Genomic DNA, 21068 nt, shown 5'->3' on the forward strand with positions numbered 1-21068 from the left:
TATGATTCGCAGGCATTATGATCGGCAATGCGGGTTTAGCCGTTATGACCCATTTTCGCGGCGTGCTGCGCCCCGACGGCGTATGGTCCACATACCCACGCCGGAGAACGCCAGCACGACAAGCACCAGGCCACCTGCCGCCACGGCGGTTTTCCATATGACGGCGACGGGAGCAGGCGCAGCAAGCCTTGCTTCATGAAGCATATGCAGCCACTGGAAGCTCCATTCTCCCCGGCGTTGTTGTCCTGGGTCGCGGGTTATGTGCATGCGGCCTGTCGGGGCATCGTATTGAACGGTAGCCGGGTGGTTGGGGCCATAGGCAGGCAGGATCACTTCGAGCGACTGTTGTGCCGGGTGTTCCCCCAACTGCACTGATAACAGGATCGTTTCCGGCATCTGTTTTTTTAGCGCAGCCAGTGATTCGTCCAGTCCCTGTTCTCCTGTGGTGGAGGCTGGGGACGCATGTTCATGATGGCTGTGTTCATGGGCAGCGGGACGACTGATGCCAAACAGGGGACGTGCGAAGGGAAACGCCAGCACGGATCCGCTAAGTGCCATGAAAAGTAGCAGGAACGAAAACCAGAATCCTGAACTGACATGCACCTCCCGCCACAGGCGCAGGCCACGTGCACGGGGTGCGATCATGACGGTCTTGCGCCATTTTCCCGTTTTCCATAATGCGGGATGGGGCCACCATATGACCAGACCTGTAAACGCCATGGCGCTTAGTATGATGCCCATTATGCCTGTTGCCGTCTGTCCGTAGGGCAGCAGGAACAGATCCGCATGAAGATTGTGCAGGAAGCGGATATAGGACGGCACAACATATGTATTGATAACCGACGGATGATAGGGATTGACGAACACTTCAAAGGTCGGATGCCGTTCTCCTGCTGGCCCATATGTGACCATCGCGCTATCGCCGGCCCAGCGTGCGGGGATGAGGCGCAGCGGGATCATGCCGGCCGGGGCGCGAGGGCGGGATGCGGCAATTATGGCTTCGGCCCCGGCCTGTGCATCAGTAGCCGTGACATGGGGGCGTTGTGGCAGCAGCAGCGGAATGACGATCAGCAGCGTTCCGGTCAGTCCCTGCAGGACCAGTGGAAGCATAAGGAGAAGTCCCATCCAGCGATGGATTTTACGAAACACGCTGCTTGTTTTCCTGCATGTCTATGACAGACCATAATGCTATCATGGCATGATCATGATGACCAACCGTCCAACCCCTGGATTGAAGTAAAAAAACGTATCATTTTCCTGTTTTGTATAATGTGCATTGATTGAACGCTTTATGTGATGCGCATCATCAATTGCAGATCAGAATATGAAATATTTATATGTAAAAATATCTATAAATAATGGTATTTATGTAGTCTGATCGGAATATAACTTTTGCGGTCGGTTAATGACACCTGAAGTGGTGACGCGTCCCTCAGGATGGAGGATATGCTGGTTTTTTTGTTGCGACCGTATAATGATATGGTAAAAATTTTTATATTGCAGCCTGCGCATATACAAAATGGCAATGCTGATAAATTCAGAAAATGTGTTCGCCGGAATGAACCGATTCCGTTATGAATGGAGTGCTGTGGATAAGGCTACAGGTCAACAGGAGGGTTTGTGAACAACGGTCCAGGTCATGTGCGCCGCGCGGCACTGTCGGCTTTTGTCGGCACTTCGCTCGAATTTTATGATTATTACGTCTATGCGCTGGCATCCGCGCTGGTTCTGGGTCATGTATTCTTTCCCGGTGAAAAAACGACTGTTTCCGATATCGCATCTTTCGGCACGCTAGCGGCAGGGTTCATCGCCCGTCCCCTGGCTGGCACCGTATTCGGCATTCTGGGGGACCGCTGGGGGCGCAGGCGGATACTGACCCTGACGGTGGCGGCGATGGGACTGGCCACCATGGGGGTGGGTCTGCTGCCGGGTTATGCGTCCATCGGGGTATGGGCACCCATCCTGCTGGTGGCGCTGCGTATCGTGCAGGGCATATCAGTCGGAGGGGAATGGGGTGGTGCCGTGCTTATGGCCAGTGAGCATGCGACGGCGGGCAGCAAGACATTCGCGGCCTCCTTCGCACAGCTTGGCAGTCCGGCCGGTATGCTGCTGGCATTGCTGACCTTTCGCATGGCCAATGCCTTTGGGGTGGAAACGTTTCTGGCCTGGACATGGCGTATCCCATTCCTGTTGGGAGGCGGTATTGCGTTGGGCTGCTACCTGTTGCGACGGCAATTGCATGAAACCCCTGAATTCCTTGCCCAGGTCGCAGATGCACAAGCACCACCGCCTTCATCCCTGAGTGCCCTGTCGGGAGAGTGGACAAAAATTGTTTATGCCGGTGCTGCTGCCGTCATCGGGACGGCAGGTTTTTTCTTCATGAACACGTTCCTGCTCAGCTATGCAACGCGTTATGAACATATTGACCGCGAAACCATTCTGAATGCGCTGTTCATTGCCACTTTTCTGCAACTTGTCACCCAGCCACTGGCGGCATGGACTGGCGAACGGGTAGGGGAGACGCGTTTCCTGCTGACCACGGCAACGGCCTGTGCCTTTCTGCCCTATCCCATGTTCCTGCTTTTGCGGACGCATGATATCTGGCTGATTTCAGCGGGTATCTCAGCCACTATTGTTACCTTGTCCGCCTTTTATGCCGTTGTGGCCGGATATATGGCGGCAGCTTTTCGGCCTGCGATCCGTTATACTGCCATTTCCATTGCCTATCAGACCAGTTCTTCGCTGATTTCCGGTTTTACGCCGTTGATCGGGACGCTCATCGCTGCCCGTTATGCAGGGCAATGGCTGCCGCTAGCTGTTTTTTTCTCCATTCTTGCAGGGATATCCATTGTGGGTGTTCTTGGTCTGGCGCGTACAGGTCCTGCAGGGCAGTGAGAGAAATTTTTAAATGCTTCACCCCAAAAATCTCTTAATCGATTGCCTGATATTTTCCGGGCAGGCTTTTTACGCTGCTTCTTGGCCTTTTCATCCTGTCATACGGAGTATGTTTTCAGGAATGCGTAACCACCAGTGCGGGTAATCGGGAACCCATGGGAATGCTCTGTTCTGATGGTCGCCATTCACCGGTATTCTCATCGCATCCCTGCAGGACAAAGCGGGGCTGCGGGACTGATAACTGTGCTGCGGCCCGGCTTGCTATGGTACCAATCGGGCCGGAAGACAGTCGGTTGACCACCAGCCCAAGGCGGGTATCGGGAAATTCGGTCAGCATGGCGTAATCTCCGTCACTATCCCCACACACCAGTAACGGTCCATAACCGCGTGCCCCTGCCAGTGCCTGACGTATGGCACGTACCTTGCCCGTGCGATAGGTGACGGGCCAGTGCGGTGCGGCATCAAGCCCCAGTCTGCCACCGGACCAGTCCATACGTACGCCCATAATATTCTGGCGTGGCAGGTCATAGCCATAATCGGGATCGGTAGCGAACACGGCCACGACTTCTTCCAGTGATGCGGAACAGACATAAACATCAATGCCCGCCTGCTGCAGCACCGATTGCAGGTTCGCGATCTCCGGTGTCAGGCGCAGTCCGGTCTGGATGGGGCGTGCAACGATGCCTGCCTGTCCGGTCCGGGTGTGCGGCGTGATCCATGTTTCCTGTCCCATGCCCTGCGCCAGATGCCATGAGTTGGATGCCTTGGCCAACGCCGCCAGTCCGGTTGCGTCATGACCGGCCAGCAAGCGGATGATCCAGCGGCAGGCTATATCTCCATTGCATGTGGCGTTGATGGCATCATAGGCAAAAACAAGCTTCGAACGCAGACTTAGCAGCGCCGGGTCTGTTGGCGCCGGGGGCATGGACCGGGCGGACAGAAGGGCATAATCCGCGCACAGATCGGCATGAAGGTCCCTGAAGCGGATATTTTGTCCACATACGGTCCGAAAGGGGCCTGTAAATGTGTGTGCAGGTACGTCGCGTGCTGTCGCCTGGGCAAAGGTTTCGGCTGACATCGCGAATGCAAAATGGTTGGCCGTGTAATGCAGCAGGCTTTCCTCGCAATCGCCCGCGATACAGGTGTTGTCCCAGTCGAATACGGCATAAGGGCGCCGGGCCGGGTTATAGCTGGCGGCGGCATTGCCATGGATGGCGATCAGGCGTTCGATTATGCGGCGGGTGCGGGGCGCCCATTTCAGCGGTGCCAGCGCCGGGGCGCATCCAGCGGCCCATGCGGGCAAAGATGGGCTGATGCCAGCCGTGATACCAGCGGCCAGCATGGTGCGACGGGTCAGGAATTTCATGCGCCGGTCTGGCCCATATGGGGATCCGTACGGCTTGGCCTGCCATTTTCGATATGTCCCGCCAACTGGATCAGGCGGTGCGCGTGATGCGGGTCGTGGACGGTCAGGTCATACCAGTGATCGGATGCGGCGATCGGCCATATGGTGTCGGTTGTCATATTGGGAGACAGTTCAGCTTCGTGGACGGTGTGGGTATAGGCATCTTCAATCCGGACCGTGCGGGATGCATGGCCATGGTTATGTAGCGACAGCACAACCACGTCACGGGCCGGGTCGTAACGCAGGGTTGCGCCCGGCAGGCTCTTGCCCTGAAACTGGCGGAAGAAACCGTTAGGTCCATGGATCGTCACGGGCTGGCTGCCGTGGGCTGTGACCGGTAGGGTCATGTCGGATCCGGTGCCCAGTGTATAATGGCGTGTTATCCTGCCATCACGGATACGCAGTACCGCACCCTGCCTGCCTTCATTCGCGATATGGAGATGACCCGGCGCAATCAGGTCCGCATGCAGCCGGTAGGGCAGGGCGCGGGCCGGACGTTGGCCGGTTTCCTGCTGCGGCAGAGCCTGCTGGACGGGAATATTGGGCTTGGGCAGCATGCATGACTGGCGTGTTTCCGCCAGATAGGTATCCGTCCGCGGCAGGTGCGCGGCCCACCGGCGGTCCGTCTGCGCAAAATCGAAAATGGAGGTCATGTCCCCGCATACAGCGCGCCGCCATGGGGTGATGTTGGGAGCTTCTACACCAAAACGCGTCTCAAGGAAGCGCAGGACCGAGGTATGGTCGAATACCTGTGAATTAACCCAGCCGCCCTTGGTCCATGGTGAGACCACGATTGCGGGCACGCGCGGCCCCAGTCCCACCGGGACGGTATGATAGGATTCCCCATCAGTTGCGATCGTGCTGGTGCCTTGGCGTGGGTCAAGTGCGGGGACCGGCGGGGGAACGTGGTCAAAGAAACCATCATTTTCATCATAATTCAGGATAAAAACTGTTTTGGCCCAGACATCGGGATGGCGCACAAAAACGTCCATCAGCCGGGAGATCAGGTGTTCGCCGTAACCGGGCGGGGCATCGGGATGTTCCGACAGGGCGGCTGGCGGCACGATCCATGAAACCTGCGGCAGCCTGCCATGCGCGACATCATCTTCAAAGGCGGCGACAAGGTAGCGGCCTTCGGTATCATGCATGTTGGTGGCGGTGGATCCCGGCACGATCAGGCGGGCGCGCTGATATTCCCATGACCGGGGATCAAGGTTACGAAATTGTGCAAAGGACGCCAGCGGGTTGTCACCAAAATTGTCATATTCCTGATAAACGCGCCATGATATGCCAGCCGCCTGCAGTTTTTCGGGATAGGTGGTCCAGCGGAAAGGTGTGAAATCAGCCCGGTCATGCGCCATGTCCGCGGACCAGTTGCCATCATCGACATTCCGTATGGCCTGCAATCCGTCATTACCGACCGCCAGCCCGTTCGTGCCTGTGAACAGGAACAGTCGATTGGGGTTGGTCGGTCCGAAAATGGAGGCATGATAGGCATCGCATATCGTAAAGGCATCGGCCAGCGCATAATAATAGGGAATTTCCGCGCGGGTGAAATGGCCCATGGTCATGGGCGTCTTGTGCGGCACCCACGTGTTCCAGTCATTCCATGCCGTCTGCGTGCCTTTCCAGCTATGGTCAAGGCTGGCAAGGCAGGCGCTGGAGGTATGCGCGGTATTGAACAGGAAGGGCATGATATGGCCACCCTTCCCATCCGGTTGTGCAAAGACACTGCTGCCATCGGGCAGTTTTTCAGCGTGGGGATCACCATATCCCCGCACGCCCTGCAGGCAGCCGAAGTAGTGATCGAATGACCGGTTTTCCTGCATCAGGATAACCACATGCTCCACGTCCTGTATCGTGCCGGTCACCCTGTTGGGGGCGACCGCCAGTGCCCGTTTCAGGTTTTCAGGCAGCGTCGCGCCAACGGCGGCGGCTGCGCTGAATTTCAGGAACTGACGGCGGTTGGGGATATCGGACATGGGGTGGTCATCCATAGACTGATGAAGGGTCGAAAGCCGGCGTGGTGATATCAGAAAAAGTGCTTGCGCAGGGTGAAGAAGACCATGCGCGGCGCACCGGCCTGCAGTGTCTGCAGGCTGCCCGTGGGGTCGCTTACCGCAAAGCCCGTGCTGCCGACCGTTGCCACGTAGCGCTTGTCGAACAGGTTGGTCACGTTGATCTGCGCATCCAGACCACGCAGTGCCCAGTTATGGCTGTGGAAACGGTAACCGACGTTCAGGTTGAAGATGTCATTCGGCTTGATCCACTGGTCGTTGGTGTAAGTATAGGTCCGGCGTCCCTGATACTGCATGCCAATATTACCCCAGATCGTGCCATCATCATAACTGATCTGGACGTTGGCCAGGTTGCGCGGCATGCCAACCACGCTCTTGCCGCGGGTGGCGTAGGTCACGCCGCCCGTAGTCAGGTTGTCATCATAGACGGACTGGTTATATGCGTAGGACACATACAGCGACCAGTTATCCGCAAAGCGGTAGTTGAATGCCGTATCAATGCCACGGGCGGTCACGCCACCGACATTCGTCAGGATACTGGCGTAACCCTGAACGTTCGTGCCGCTGGATACAGGTGAAATGGATGCCAGCCGGTCCTCGAATTCGATGTAGTAACCGGTAATGGACGCCTGGATGCGCCGGTTATGGAATCGGTAGCCAATTTCCTCGCTGTAGGACATTTCCGGGTGCAGCGTTTTCTTGGACGCGGCATAGGCGGCGGATGTCATTGCAAACGGACTGGTGGCGCCCGTGGTCGAGTTGTCAAAGGCCGCCATGTTGCGGGCGAAATCGGCAAAGATTTCGTTATGGCGGTTGATGCGGTAGTTGGCGCCAAGCTGCGGCAGGAAACCATTGGCCGATGTAATGGAACCCGATGCATATGTATTGGCCACCGGTGTGCCCATGTAGTTGCCTTCCAGCTGGCGGCCCCGGTTATCGACAACCAGTGACTTGAAACCGTAATTCAGTTTCAGGGCCGGGGTGATCTGCCATGTATCCTGAATATGGAACTGGTAGGTCTTGGTGTTGAAGGCGCTCTGCCACTGGGTTTCGAACGGGTTGTTGCGGAACCAGTGGACGGAACTGCCTGTATATTTGTCCGCGCTGAGCGGATAGAAGCGACGTGCCTGTTCAAAATCGTTGTTTTCAAACCAGAAGCCACCTTCGATCGTATGATGTGCGATCTCATAGGACAGGCTGCCGATAAAGCCTTCGCGGTGAATGTCATATTCCGTGGTACGGACGGAAAGTGGAGATCCACCCAGGGATGCAGGTGTTGCCGTATATGGCGTGGCGTAAATGCCTTCACCCGTATTGGTATGACCGTAAACGGTGGCGAAGCCCTTCAGGTGGTCGGTCAGATGGAAATCGAACTTGCCATACCCCAGCACATCCTGACGCAGGCCGGCGGAGTTGTAATAGGACTGATCCTGGTTGGCGATGCCTGCGGGGAAGGGCTTGCCGGTCTGGTAAGCCGTGGCGATCTGCTTGGCCAGTCCATAGTTGTTGGTAACGTTATCGACGTTATAACCCTTGGTCTGGATCATCTGCAGTGAGAGATCCTGATAATCATTTTCCGCGCGCTGGCTGTAATCACCGAACAGGGTGAGCTTGACCTTGTCACCCAGCGGCTGGATGAACTTGGCATTGGCCTGCTGCTGCTGCTGGATGCCGTCGCCCTTCCACTTGTTGGCATCCTGATAGTCATAGGAAACATAAAGCCGCCCGCCACCGGGCAGGGTGCCTGAATTGATACGGGCGAATGTGCGCCATGTGCCGTATGATCCCACGGTACCCGCTACATCAACGCCAAATTTCTTGCTTGGGTCAATGGACGTGAATTCCAGCGCGCCACCGAGATCGTTTGATGCAGCCACACCGACTGCACCCGCGCCCTGGGCCAGTGTTGCCGGCCCATTATTTTCCGTCTGCAGCGCACGACCGATTGAAAGACCGTTATCGTTACCATAAGCGAGGTTGCCCAGCGGGATGCCATCCATGGTGAAGCCAAGGCGGCTCTGGTCAAACCCACGGATGATGATCTGCTGCGACCACTCATACGATCCCAGCGGATCGGAAGAAGTGAACATGACGCCCGGCAGCTTGGACAGGGTCTTGAGCGGACTGGTGCCGGGGGCGACTTCCTGCAGGGCGAGATGAGACAGCGACTGTGTTTCACGTGCGGCGCCCGCGCCCATGACAATGATAGATTCCGCCTTGGTGGCGGTTACGGAATCCGCCCTGGCGTTTGCCGTGGCTTTGCCTGCAGGGGCTTTGCCACGCTGGTCCGTCTGCTTGGTTACAGGCTGCTTCTGTGCCGTGCTGGCTGCATGGGCATTATGGAAAAACAAAGAACTCATGCATGTTGTGAGAAGAAGAATCTTATTCTTTTTCATGCAGCGTGATCCCTCATGACAAGGCCCCGATTGGTGGTGGTTGGATGACGCGGCACACCCTATGTTTCGGGTTTCATGGTGTCTCGTGATGATTTTATGACACTATAATTACAGTATTATTAAATCTTTATATTATGCGACTGCGGAAATAATCGAATTGTTTCTAAACTGTTTTTTCAGTATTATATTTATTTTATTTTGGTAATTTATGCGGGGTGTTCGCGTGAATGTTTTTTGCGATTTATGTTCTCTGAAATAAATAACAATAATTTTATTATTTTATGTGGAATTTTTATTTAAAAAATTTATCAATCTATGAGGAATTATTTTCATGATGACAGGCGGTGCGGGAGGCATATGGAGTGTTCATGTATGATGGATTCAGAAAGAAATCTAATCCGGATACGAAGCAGTTTTCCATAATTCCATTAATATGAATGGAAAATATTGAAACGATATGGATATGAATTCAGGGCGGCTGTCCGGGTTTCAGACATTGATGTGCGATGTAGGGATATATTGTTGTTTTTATGACACAGGAGCGAACGTTATCGTAATGGCAGCATATACGGACCATATCCACAGTGTCGCAATTGCCAATGTCATTTGCGCATGGCCCCGCGCATACGCAGTGTTCTGGTGGTCATGTCCTGCCTGTGATATGCCGTACGCAAACAGGACAGGGTGGCCCTTTCCCCCATGATGCGTTTCATCACCGACTTCGCCGATCAGGCCGATATTCTGCCGGTAGTGGTGACGGTTGGCTGTATCATGGGATTGCACGGATGGTGGCGGGGCATGCGGATCTGGTGTTCGGTGATCCCCCTGACGCTGGGTGTGATGCTTCTGCTCAAGATTGCGGGGCTGTATTATGCATGGTTCACGCAGGCGGACGTGTTCAGCCCCAGCGGGCATGTGGCGGCCGCCTGCATCACGTATGGCGGGCTGCTGGTTATGTTGCTGCGTCGTCGGTTTATCCATTATCCGGCTGCTATGCTGCTGCCCCTGCTGGGGGTCGCTGTGGTTATGGGATTTACCCGCTGGCGATTGCAGGCCCATACCATAGGCGAAATCGTGACCGGAACATGCATCGGGTGTGCTGCCGGGATGGTATTGGGACTGAAATGTGGTCCGGTACCCCGTTCGCTATGGGGGTATCTGCTGCCCTGCGTCGCGTGCGTCGCCCTGCTGTTCCACGGGCTTCATATGGGGGCGGAAGAAACGATCCGTCGTGTCTTTTGTCCTCAGGAAATTTTTCCGACCCATCTATAATAACCGGTTTTAGGATATCTCAACAAATTTACGTCATTACAATGTTGAATTTCATATATCATCAAAATTCAACATTGTTATTTCGTTTTATTTATAGTGACATGAAAAGGCCCATTACAAATTGTGGAAAGCCAAGTGCAGGAGCATGTGCCCCTTGATCAGTCAGAAAAGGGTTTTCTGGATCATATGCTTTTGATGGGTGGGTTGCAGGTCTGCCGGGATAAGGTGAGGCAGGATTGCAATCCTGAGAACGCATAATATATCAGGCGATTTGCGATTAATTGTAATAGTCAAGCAAATGATAGATTATTCTGGGCATAAATGCTGGGAATCAGGCAATCAGACGTGCCGTATTTCGTCAGGTGCGAGATAACCGGTACCAGCTATCGTCCATGGCAGGGAATGATGCCTGATGTAAATTCGTTACTTTAATCAAACGTTTAATTATATTATTACATTCGTTTTCAAAAACTACAAATAAAGAAAAATTTTGAAATATTTCAACATGAATGTAGTTAAAATGCACCAGTATGTTGTAAATTTGTCATGTTTCTTTGGGGGCATAACAAAAGATGTGGACATAGATGAAACGTTTCGAATTAATATCGAAAAATATTGATTCTTACTTGAGGCGCGTAGATGAAAAAAACGTTTTCATTCTGGACTTTATGCCTTGGGGCAACGGCCCTGACATGGGATGCCCATGCCGCCAGCTCTGATCAGCAGAATACAGTAATACGTGCGCAATCGGATTCCATTTCAAATAAGGGTAAGGCCACCCGGAGTGCCGCACACCATACGGCACAGATGCCCCAGCCCAGGAATGAACAGATTTCGGTCACCAGGTCACATTCCGTCTCTCACGGATCGGAACAGACGGTTGGACAGAAGGTCATGCAGCAGTTCGTGCCCGGTACGAACCCGCTGAAGGTTCTGGCCGCACGTACGCCGGGTCTCAGCTTCAGTTCAGGCGATGCCCTGGGGCTGGATGCCTGGTCCAGCAGCCTTTATATGCGTGGCTTCTTCTGGAATGAACTGGGCATGACGCTGGACGGGATCCCGCTGAATGACCAGTCGTATAATACTGTCAGTGGCCTTGGCCTCAGTCAGGCGATCATTACCAATAATATCGGTTTCATGTCTGTCTCTCAGGGTGGTGGCGCAGTAAACGTGGCGTCCAATACCAATCTGGGTGGCGCGATTCAGGTCCACAGTAGCGATCCTTCCGACAGGATGGAAGGACAGGTCTCGCAGATGTTCGGAAGTAATGCGTCCTTCCGAACTTTTGGGCGTTTTGATAGCGGTAAGCTGAATTCATCGGGAACCAAGTTCTACGTTTCATATGCGCGCTCTGATACGCATAAATGGAAAGGGGGCGGTGACCAGTTGCAGCAGCAGGCGGAAGCCAAGCTGGTGCAGCCCGTAGGACAGGACAGCCATATTTCCGCATTCATGAACTGGTCCAACAATTCGCAATGGGGTTACGCGGATATGTCGCTGGCCAGTATCCGTAAATACGGCTGGCGGACGGATGATTATTATCCTGATTTTGGCAAAGCATATGCGGCGGCCGCGGCCGGGAATTATGACACCATTTATGATGGTGGCCAGCATCAGGTTTCCTATCTTGGTGGTCTGACACTTGATTTTGCCCTGACCAATAACCTGCGCTGGAAAACCATTTTTTATGGCAATAGCGAAGTATTGTATACGACTTATGGCAATCCCTATCAGCCATCAGTCAACAAGATGGGCGGGGATTCCGCTGCACCGTTTTCGGAACAGGTATGGCAGTCCCACGAAGTCCGTTATGGCATGACATCGGCCATCCAGTACGATATTGCGCATAACCATATCGAATCCGGCATCTGGCTGGAAAACAATAATCAGGAACAGTCCAACTATTTTTATAATGAACCGACCCTGGCATCCGGCGCGCCACCTCTTCTGACAATCGGGCCCTATAATACCTACGGCAAGGCCTTCATGTCGCCCTACGGGTTCAAGTGGACGACGAATACATTCCAGTATTTCCTGTCCGATGTGTATCATCCCGTGCGTAACCTGGATATTCATGCGGGCTTCCGGTCCATGATTACGACCACATCCGGCGGCGCACAGTGGCAGGATCCGGCCTTTACCGGCAGCACGGATCCGCTTGCAAACGGGTCACTGACCGCGGCTGCGGCATTCCTGCCGCATGTTGCCGTGAATTACCGCTTCCTGCCCGGTCACGAAATCTATTTCGATGTAGCCGAAAATATGCGTGGCTATCAGGTTCAGGCGTATGAAGGGGGTGGCGCCTCGCCATGGTCCGTGCAGAACCAGGCGACATTCAAGGGACTGCAGAAGACGCTGCGTCCGGAACGTGACTGGGTTTACCTGGTGGGGTATCGCTATACTTCCCGGCCCGTCATTGCCTCGATCGATGCTTATCATGCCGATGCTTATCATCGCCTGCAGTATGGCGAAGTGCCCGGTAGTCAGGGGTTGGGCAACGTTGTCGGTACGGTTGTCGATACGGGGCATGTTTCGATCTATGGTGTAGACGCTGCTCTTACCATTCAGCCGTTCAGACGCGGCGTGATGAAGGGGCTTTCTGCATTTAGCAGCATCAGCTACAACCACTCGACCTATGGCAGCAATTTTCCCGACGGTTCCGGGGGGTATGCGGATACGCGCGGCAAGAAATTCGTGAACTTCCCGCAGATCATGTATAAGGCGAATATTACCTATGGCTATAAGGGTGCGGAAGTACACCTTGATGCCAACTACTATTCAAAACGTTATTTCAGCTATACAAACGATACATGGGTCGCACCCTACTGGCTGGTCAATCTGGGGGCGCGTTACCGGTTTGGGGACTATGGTCCACTGAAGGGACTGACATTTGATTTCAGTGTGTATAACCTGAATAACACCAAATATATTTCCATGATGGGTGAGAATGGAAACCCCACATCAGGCGATGCCTATTCCATGGAGCGCGGGGCAGTGCGACAGTATTTCGGAACGATCAGTGCGCATTTCTACTGAATGAAGAAAATCTGTTTCATATGTTGTATTGCGGGGGCAGAAATCAATCTGCCCCCTTTTTTATTTTGAATGAAATCCATTCACGATATGTCGGGTTTATTTTATTCCTTCTGGTGTAATGTCTGCCCATGGGCAGGGGATCCCGGTTGATGATGCGAAAAACCACGTGTAGTTTCTGTTGATATTAGATACGATATAGAAATATTTAAGTCGAATGGGCTTGGTCGGGAAAGGAAATATGCTCTATGGGAATGCGGTATAAGAATATTCGGGGCGATCATTTTTCCAGTCTTCGGTTGCGTGATGTTCTGCTGGGTATGGGAATCCTCCTGTGTGCGGCTGTTCCGGTGCGCGCGGAAACAACAGGGGATGCCATTATTCATGCCGATGATCATCCCGATGACTGGCTGACCCATGGCCGTACTTATTCAGAACAGCGATATAGCCCGTTAAAGCAGATCAATGCCAAAACCATCGGCCACCTGCATCTGGCATGGCATTATGATCTGGATACCAACCGGGGGCAGGAAGCAACGCCTCTGATCATCAATGGTGTCATGTATACCACCACCGCATGGAGCAAGGTCAAGGCGCTGGATGCCGCGACTGGACGTCTGCTATGGGCCTATGATCCGAAGGTGGACGGCAAGGTCGGGGTCCGGGGATGTTGCGACATCGTGAACCGTGGCCTGGGCTACTGGAATGGCAAGCTGTATCTGGCGACCTTTGACAACAGGCTGATTGCACTGGATTCCCGGGACGGCAAGGTTATCTGGAGTATCAATACGATCCCGACAGATGCCGATCTGGGGCAGCAGCAGGCCTATACCATTACCGGTGCACCGCGTATTGCAAAGGGTAGGGTGCTGATCGGTAATGGTGGTGCGGAATTCGGTGCCCGTGGCTTCATTTCGGCATTCGACGCGGAAACGGGCAAGCTGGACTGGCGGTTTTTTACGGTACCCAATCCGCATAACAGACCTGACCATGCGCCATCCGATACGGTTCTTATGACCCGTGCCTATCCGACATGGAGCCCCACAGGCGCATGGGTGCGGCAGGGTGGTGGTGGCACCGTATGGGATTCGATCGTATATGACCCTGTGACGGATCTGGTCTATTTCGGGGCGGGTAACGGGTCGCCATGGAGTTATGGTATCCGTTCCAATGGAAAGGGGGACAACCTCTTCCTTGACAGCATTGTCGCCGTAAAGCCGGATACGGGGGAATATGTCTGGCATTTTCAGGAGACACCTGAAGACCAGTGGGATTATACATCAACCCAGCAGATCATGACGCTTGACCTTCCCCTTGATGGGCAGATGCGGCATGTGATCGTGCATGCACCCAAAAACGGTTTTTTCTACGTTCTGGATGCCGCGACGGGTGAATTCATTTCTGGGAAAAATTTCGTTTTCGTGAACTGGGCAAAAGGTCTGGATCCGAAAACCGGGCGGCCAATCTTCAATCCGGATGCGCAGTATTCCGTCACCGGCAAGCCATTCTATGTCTTTCCGGGGGATATGGGTGGGCACGGTATTGCCGCCATGAGCTACAGCCCACGCACGGGACTGGTATACCTGCCGACCCAGCAGGTGCCTGATCACCTGAAGGGCGCACGTAAATTCAAGCCCCTGCCTGATGGCTGGAATCTGGGGCTGGATATTCAGCCAGATGATAAAATGCCATCCGTCGAGGAACAGAAAGCTGGTGTCAGGGACCTGCGGGGATCGCTGGTGGCATGGGATCCCGTGGAGCAGAAAGCACGCTGGGAAGTGGTGCAGAAAGGACCGGCAAATGGCGGGGTTCTTTCCACCGCTGGTGACCTGGTGTTCCAGGGGCTGACCGACGGCACGTTCCATGCCTATGACGCACATGATGGGAAGGATCTTTTCAGCTTCGATGCGCAGAGCGGCATTATCGCCTCTCCCGTCAGCTATCGTATCGGTGGTCGGCAGTATGTCGCCATTGAAGTGGGATGGGGCGGGTCGTATGGCCTGTTTGCCACCGGGCTGGCACGTCAGGAAACGGGGTCTGTCAATCATTCCCGTGTCCTTGCATTCGCCCTTGATGGCAGGGACCATCTGCCGACTGTCAGTGATGACCCTGTTCCTTCATCCCCACCGCCTGCATCGTTCGCGCCCCGGCAGGCACTGGCGGGTAGCCAGCAGTACCTGAATTATTGTCAGTACTGCCACGGTGCCAATGTGGAATGGAATGGCGTCCTGCCGGATTTAAGGAAGTCGCCGGCCATTCAGGACAAAAACAGTTTCTATGCGATTGTTGGCAAAGGGGCGCTGAGCAGTTTCGGCATGGATGGGTTCGAGAAATCCATGAAACCGGATGAAATTGAAAGCATCCGGCAGTTTATCATCGAACGCGCACACCAGACCCTGTCACAACCATGATGGCGTAAAGGGCAGCTTTCTGCCCGCAGGCTGTCTGAAAAGCCTGTTTTTGCGACATTATGAAGATTATAAAAAAGCTTCAGAAAAACGCCGCCTTTTCGAAAAAAGGCGGCGCCAAAAAACTTTATTATTTATCAGTAGGCTATCTTGATTCAGTCCTTGCCTCGGCCAGCCTGTGGGACGTCAGGGTTCCATGCTGTCGGATGTTTCAATCCGGCGCCCCACATAACTGCGTGACCGGCCATATCCATAATATATGAGCAGCCCGATTGCCCCCCATACCGGCAGGACCAGGATCGCGATCAGGTCCAGTGACAGGTAAAGATACAGACAGCCAAGAATGGCAAGCGGCGCGAACAGCCATATGGCAGGCGCCCGGAACGGGCGGATACGTGTGGGATCGGTCCGGCGCAGGATCAGGACGGATATGGCGACCATGGCGAATGCAAACAGCGTGCCGGAATTGGAATAGTCAGCCAATGTGCCCACGGGCAGGAAGGCGGCCCCGATGGCGGTGCCAATGCCGGTGACAGTCGTCACGATGTGCGGTGTGCGATAGCGGGGGTGAACACGGGCAAAGCTGTCGGGCAGCAGGCCATCGCGTGCCATGGTGAAAAATATGCGCGTCTGCCCGAAAATCATCATCAGTACGACAGAGGGCAGGGCAATGGTGGCCGCAAGGCCGATCAGGTTGCCAATTCTGATCCAGCCGATGGATCGCAGCACATGCGCCAGGGCTTCGTGTGAGCACGGCAGGGGATCCTGCGCGCCGGCCGCGACAATCGTGCGGCATCGCTGATCCAGCGCAAGCGTGCCGGGCGCAAGTATGTTGCCATCGGCCCCGGTAACCGGCTGCGCCCCAAGGGGAGAGCCAATGGCCCCAAGGGAGACCAGCAGGTAAAAAATGGTGCAGAAGGCCAGGGAGGCGATCAGGGCGATGGGCACATTGCGCTGCGGGTTGCGTGTTTCCTCGGCTGCGGTTGATACGGCGTCAAAGCCGACATAGGCAAAAAAGATGGATGCGGCCGCCCCGGCCATACCTGTCATTCCGGTCGGCATGAAGGGTTCGAAATGACTGATGTTCATGACCGGAATGGCAAGGATGGCGAACAGGGACAGGGCGGCCACCTTGATGCCGACCAGAATGGCATTGGCTCGCGCGCTTTCGGTCGTACCAAGGACCAGGAGCCAGGTAATCAGCAGGGTAATGACCACTGCCGGCAGGTTGATATAGCCGCCAGCGGATGGACTGTTGACCCATAGGGGGGAGATTTCGATATGGAACAGGTTCTGGATCAGGCCGATCATGTACCCCGACCAGCTTGATGCCACGGCGGAGGCCCCGATGGCATATTCCAGGATCAGCGCCCAGCCCACCATCCACGCCAGCCGTTCACCCATCACGGCATAGGTATAGGTATAGGCCGATCCTGCGGTGGGAACCATGGATGCCAGTTCGGAATAACAGATCGCCGCGCACATGCAGATGAAACCGGCAAGGATGAAACTGAGCATCATGCCCGGTCCCGCTTTCTGCGCGGCTTCGGAAGTCAGTACGAATATGCCGGTGCCAATAATCCCACCGATCCCCAGCATCGTAAGTTGGAAGGCCCCAAGCGAACGATTCAATGATTTCTTTTTTGCCGTCGCCAGGATTGCGTCCAACGACTTCACGCGATCAAATTTCATCCACCCGATTTCCCCCGTTTTGCCCCTGACCCGGCATTATATGCTTTCATGCGAAGCAGAACCTACGGATAAAATCGCCAAGCGCAAGCGCTGGAGGAGGGATGCGGCCATCCATGCAGGGGGCGTCCCATCCCTGTCTTTTCATGGCGCGTCTGGCACGCCGCGGAAAATCCGCGTGACCGGGAATATAAGCCTCCCCCGATCCGGTGTGACAGTTCGTGTGGGCCACTAACGTTCCAGATCGTCATGGCCGCCAGCCTGCCCTTATGTCCTGGAGGCACTGCGCGCCGATGGGGGATGGCAGACAACGTTTCTGCCGGTGACGTGCGGACAAGGAAGGGGGACAGGTCATGTTCATCACGGTTGTCGGGGCTGGCTACGGTGGATGTGTTGGAATCGGCGATGTAAATGTCCATGATGCCCCGGCTGTGCGGCAGTCCGGACGCGTGCTGCACCGTAATTTGTAATATCGGGTATGCTGGCTTATTATATTGTGATATCGCAATAATATTTGTATCGTAAGAAATCTTGATGGAGGAAGTGCATGACAGGTTGGTTTCGGCGCGTATCGGCCATGGTCGCAGCTGTCGTGGTTTCCTCCCCGGTCCTGGCGCTGGCTGCCGACCCTTCGCCTGCCCTGCAGGCGGAACAGAGCGATGTCGCGCAGCTTCCGGCAATGGGAGCGCACTGGGTCTTTCCCTATACCAAGACAACGGCGATCACCATTTATGATGGGGATAACGGCCGTATCCTGGGCACGATTCCCGCAACGCCGCTGGCCAATAATGTCATCACGCCTGACCGGCGGAGCATTTACATAACCGAGACGTCATGGTCGCTTGTCGATCATGGGGACCGGCATGACATGCTGCAGCAGTTCGATGCCCGTACACTGGAACGCGTGCGCGAACTGGCGCTGCCCCCCCGCGCACTGGTGGGACGCAAGCAGCAGAATTTTGATGTTGATGCCAACGGGAAGTTAGGGTTCATATTCGACCTCAGCCCGGCTTCCGCCGTCACGGTTGTTGACCTGTCCGCGTTCAAGGTGGTCCGCACGGTGGATATTCCCGGTTGCGCGCTGGTCTTCCCATGGCAGAGTGGTGGCTTTTCCAGCCTGTGTGGTGATGGATCACTGACCAATGTGGCGGTGGGAACGGATGGGAAAGCCAGCGTTACCCATTCCATACCGTTTTTCAGCGCGGATGGCGACCCGGTCTACGAACAGAGCCTGGCGGAACGCGCGAAGGGTGATGCCTATTTCATTACCTATAGCGGCAAGGTCATAAAGGCGCATCTGGGTCCGCAACCGGTTGTCGAACCTGCGTGGTCAATCCAGCAGGCGGCAGGCCAGCCTGTTGCCGGAACCGGGGTGCAGGAACTGGCATGGCGTCCGGGCGGCACGCAGCCGTTTGCCATGTCCTACTATAATCACCATCTTTTCGCCCTTATGCATACAGGCGCATACTGGACCCACAAGACAGCGGGCACCGAAGTGTGGGAACTCGATACGCAGACACATCGTCTGGTACGTCGCATCGACCTGCCAACGCCAGCCAAGGTGGTGGCGGTCAGTCAGGACCAGAAACCATTGCTGTATGCCAACGGGGAAAATGGAAATCTGATGGTCATCGACCTGCAGACCGGGAAGGTGCTGCGTAATACTCATATTGATGCAGGTGCCATGACTGTCCCCCCGCCGTAAGGCAATCTCCGTTTAATTCATACTGTCCCCCATTGGTTTGGAAAATACTGGTTATGACTGAATCCTTTTTTGACAGCCTGGGCGAAAAGCTGACGCGGAAAATGGCGCAGGGAATTTCCCGTCGCAGCGTGATCGCCAGGGCGGGAAGTGCTGCGGTGGTGACGTCTTCCCTGCCACTTTTACCCGTTCAGCGTGCACAGGCGGCACAGACGCAACCGGCCGCGGTTTCGGATTTTGACCGCCGCGCCCAGTCCGCAGATCCGACAAAATGTGATTACTGGCGGCATTGCGCCATTGACGGTGTGCTGTGTGGATGCTGTGGCGGTGGAGTGCATACCTGTCCACCTGGCACGCAGCCTTCCCCCGTATCGTGGATAGGTACCTGCCGTAACCCTGTTGATAACCGGTCGTATGTTATTGCCTATCGGGACTGCTGTGGGCGCACATTGTGTAATTCGTCACCGGATTGCCATTGCAATACAGAAGACAGGGAACTGCCGGTTTACCGGCCACAGGCCAACAATGACATCATCTGGTGTTTTGGGGGATCGTCGGCAGTGTATCACTGTTCGACAGCAGCATTGGTCGGGCAGGCGGAATAATTACGGCATTTCCGCGGGCAGGGGGACAGGGTACAGGCTGTATTCATCTACCCTGTTCTTCGTTATGCCCAGGCAATACCAGATAGTGTCGCATTCGCCATGACATGTGGTTTTTGCAGGCAACATACTAATAAGGCATGCAGGCCTTTCTACCGTTCTGGGCGCGGTCTGGCTACGCCTGTGGGCTGATTGCCATCTGTGGTCAATATTGCTGCCTATTTACAAAAAATTTTCAGGAAAAGGGACGAATTATATAATGTTATTAAATACAAGAAACACTCTTTTTGCTTGCAGTGTTCTGGTATGGAGTGGGATGGATTCATATGCGCATGCCAGTACGCTGGAACAGGCACAGCTTAAGGAATCCCGGAATGCATTGGCAAACGAAGCATTCTATCAGGCTCCGCAAAATGGTAACGCACCCACGTATGCAGGCGCGCTGATCCGTCAGGAACGGGCGACAGATTATATCCTGCCGCCGGGTGTGCAGGCCTACCGTATTCTTTATCATTCTCTGGATGCCACGCGGCACGATGTCGTCTCGTCCGCTGTCGTGCTGGTGCCAGCGGGACCTGTACCGGCAGGTGGATGGCCGGTGGTGGCATGGGCGCATGGTACCAGTGGTGTCGCCCGCCAATGTGCGCCATCATTGATGAAGAACCTGTATTACGGGAACGAAGGGCTTTTTGATTTTCCTGCCCATGGCCTTGCTGTTGTCGCGACGGATTATCATGGACTGGGAACGTCCGGTGCCCACCAGTACATGAACAAGCTGGCCCAGGGTTACGATGTCATCTATTCGGTTGCGGCCGCACGGTCGGCCGTGCCTGCCTTGGGCAGCCGGTGGGTCGCCGATGGGCATTCCCAGGGGGGAATGGCGTCATGGAGTGTCGGGGAAATGGAACATGATATTGCCGATCCCGGTTATCTGGGGACGGTATCGGTTTCCGGCACGATCAATATGCCTGATTTCGTTCATCCGCTGCCGGGGGAAGGGGGTGAAAGTTTTTATACCCCCATGGTAGCGTATGGCCTTCAGGCCCGTTATCCACAGTTTGATCCGCATTCAATGCTGAATGCTACGGGCATGGTGCATTACGATGGGGCGGTCAGACAGGGATGCTGGTATGTCGCCAATGCCCTGTATGATGGTCAGTCCATTGATAGCATTACAAAAAAAGGGTGGCTGGATAACAAGTTCGTGCAGTCTATGTTCCATGAGGATGCAGTGGCTGGCCAGCCGCTGAAGGGACCGCTTCTGGTCATTACCGGTGGGGGCGATGTGACCGTACCACCAGAAGGTGTCAAGGCGACGGCGCGGGCGGCCTGTCACAATCACATTCCGCTGTTTTTCACTGAACTGCCGGGTCTGGATCATGACCCGACGATGGTCCAGTCTACCGCCATGCAGATTGCATGGATCAAGGACAGGTTTTCTGGCAAGCCGGCGATGGAAAACTGCGAAAGCCTGAAATAATAACGTGCTTCATTCATGATGGAGGGGCCCAGACAGAACATGTTCTGTCTGGGATTATTTACAAGCCTGCCTTCGAAGCATCATGCAGGTTATTATAAAAGTTTTTGGTGGAGCTTTTTTAGGAAGATTCGAAGAATGCCGCTTAAAAAAACGGTGTCCTAAAAATTT

Annotated in this window: 12 protein-coding genes; 7 read left to right on the top strand and 5 right to left on the bottom strand. The window is 54.7% G+C overall.

The window, feature by feature from the left end:
- Positions 1-42: 42 nt before the first annotated feature.
- Positions 43-1149: a PepSY-associated TM helix domain-containing protein gene (locus MSKU9_RS01850; protein WP_141259655.1), complete on the bottom strand. Its 1107-nt coding sequence runs from the start codon at positions 1147-1149 to the stop codon at positions 43-45.
- A 471-nt stretch (positions 1150-1620) separates the two neighbouring features.
- Here MSKU9_RS01850 and MSKU9_RS01855 point away from each other — a divergent pair, with 471 nt between their 5' ends.
- Positions 1621-2895, top strand: a complete 1275-nt coding sequence (locus tag MSKU9_RS01855) for an MFS transporter (protein ID WP_141259656.1) — start codon at positions 1621-1623, stop codon at positions 2893-2895.
- 115 nt (positions 2896-3010) lie between these two features.
- Here MSKU9_RS01855 and MSKU9_RS01860 read toward each other — a convergent pair whose 3' ends face one another.
- From MSKU9_RS01860 to MSKU9_RS01870, 3 genes are read right to left on the bottom strand one after another with little or no spacing between them, the layout of a single operon-like run.
- A complete protein-coding gene (locus MSKU9_RS01860) occupies positions 3011-4261 on the bottom strand; it encodes a haloacid dehalogenase-like hydrolase (RefSeq protein ID WP_141259657.1) in 1251 nt (416 codons plus the stop codon).
- The gene (locus tag MSKU9_RS01865; RefSeq protein WP_141259658.1) at positions 4258-6282 is read right to left on the bottom strand and encodes a phosphocholine-specific phospholipase C; all 2025 of its coding nucleotides are present in this window, start codon (positions 6280-6282) and stop codon (positions 4258-4260) included. Before MSKU9_RS01865 ends, MSKU9_RS01860 begins: the two co-directional genes overlap by 4 nt.
- A gap of 50 nt (positions 6283-6332) precedes the next feature.
- Positions 6333-8714 carry a TonB-dependent receptor gene (locus tag MSKU9_RS01870; protein ID WP_227002309.1) on the bottom strand — a complete coding sequence of 794 codons (2382 nt, stop codon included), beginning with the start codon at positions 8712-8714 and terminating at the stop codon, positions 6333-6335.
- A gap of 699 nt (positions 8715-9413) precedes the next feature.
- Here MSKU9_RS01870 and MSKU9_RS01875 point away from each other — a divergent pair.
- From MSKU9_RS01875 to MSKU9_RS01885, 3 genes are all read left to right on the top strand, one after another.
- Positions 9414-9986, top strand: a complete 573-nt coding sequence (locus MSKU9_RS01875) for a phosphatase PAP2 family protein (protein WP_141259659.1) — start codon at positions 9414-9416, stop codon at positions 9984-9986.
- An 807-nt stretch (positions 9987-10793) separates the two neighbouring features.
- Entirely contained in the window at positions 10794-13022 is a 2229-nt protein-coding gene (locus tag MSKU9_RS01880; RefSeq protein ID WP_227000690.1) for a TonB-dependent receptor, read from the top strand.
- Between the two features lie 317 nt (positions 13023-13339).
- A complete protein-coding gene (locus tag MSKU9_RS01885) occupies positions 13340-15430 on the top strand; it encodes a PQQ-dependent dehydrogenase, methanol/ethanol family (protein ID WP_227002310.1) in 2091 nt (696 codons plus the stop codon).
- A gap of 183 nt (positions 15431-15613) precedes the next feature.
- On the opposite strand, the gene MSKU9_RS01890 is transcribed toward MSKU9_RS01885, so the two are convergent.
- Entirely contained in the window at positions 15614-17119 is a 1506-nt protein-coding gene (locus MSKU9_RS01890) for an amino acid permease (RefSeq protein WP_141259662.1), read from the bottom strand.
- A 544-nt stretch (positions 17120-17663) separates the two neighbouring features.
- Between MSKU9_RS01890 and MSKU9_RS01895 the strand changes: the two genes are divergently transcribed.
- The 3 genes from MSKU9_RS01895 (at position 17664) to MSKU9_RS01905 (ending at position 20900) form a co-directional block, all read left to right on the top strand.
- Positions 17664-18821: an amine dehydrogenase large subunit gene (locus tag MSKU9_RS01895; protein ID WP_227002311.1), complete on the top strand. Its 1158-nt coding sequence runs from the start codon at positions 17664-17666 to the stop codon at positions 18819-18821.
- Between the two features lie 53 nt (positions 18822-18874).
- Entirely contained in the window at positions 18875-19423 is a 549-nt protein-coding gene (locus MSKU9_RS01900; protein ID WP_141259663.1) for a methylamine dehydrogenase light chain, read from the top strand.
- 313 nt (positions 19424-19736) lie between these two features.
- The gene (locus tag MSKU9_RS01905; protein ID WP_141259664.1) at positions 19737-20900 is read left to right on the top strand and encodes an alpha/beta hydrolase family protein; all 1164 of its coding nucleotides are present in this window, start codon (positions 19737-19739) and stop codon (positions 20898-20900) included.
- Positions 20901-21068: the final 168 nt, after the last annotated feature.

The organism is Komagataeibacter diospyri, assembly GCF_006538165.1.
Classification (GTDB): Bacteria; Pseudomonadota; Alphaproteobacteria; order Acetobacterales; family Acetobacteraceae; genus Komagataeibacter; species Komagataeibacter diospyri.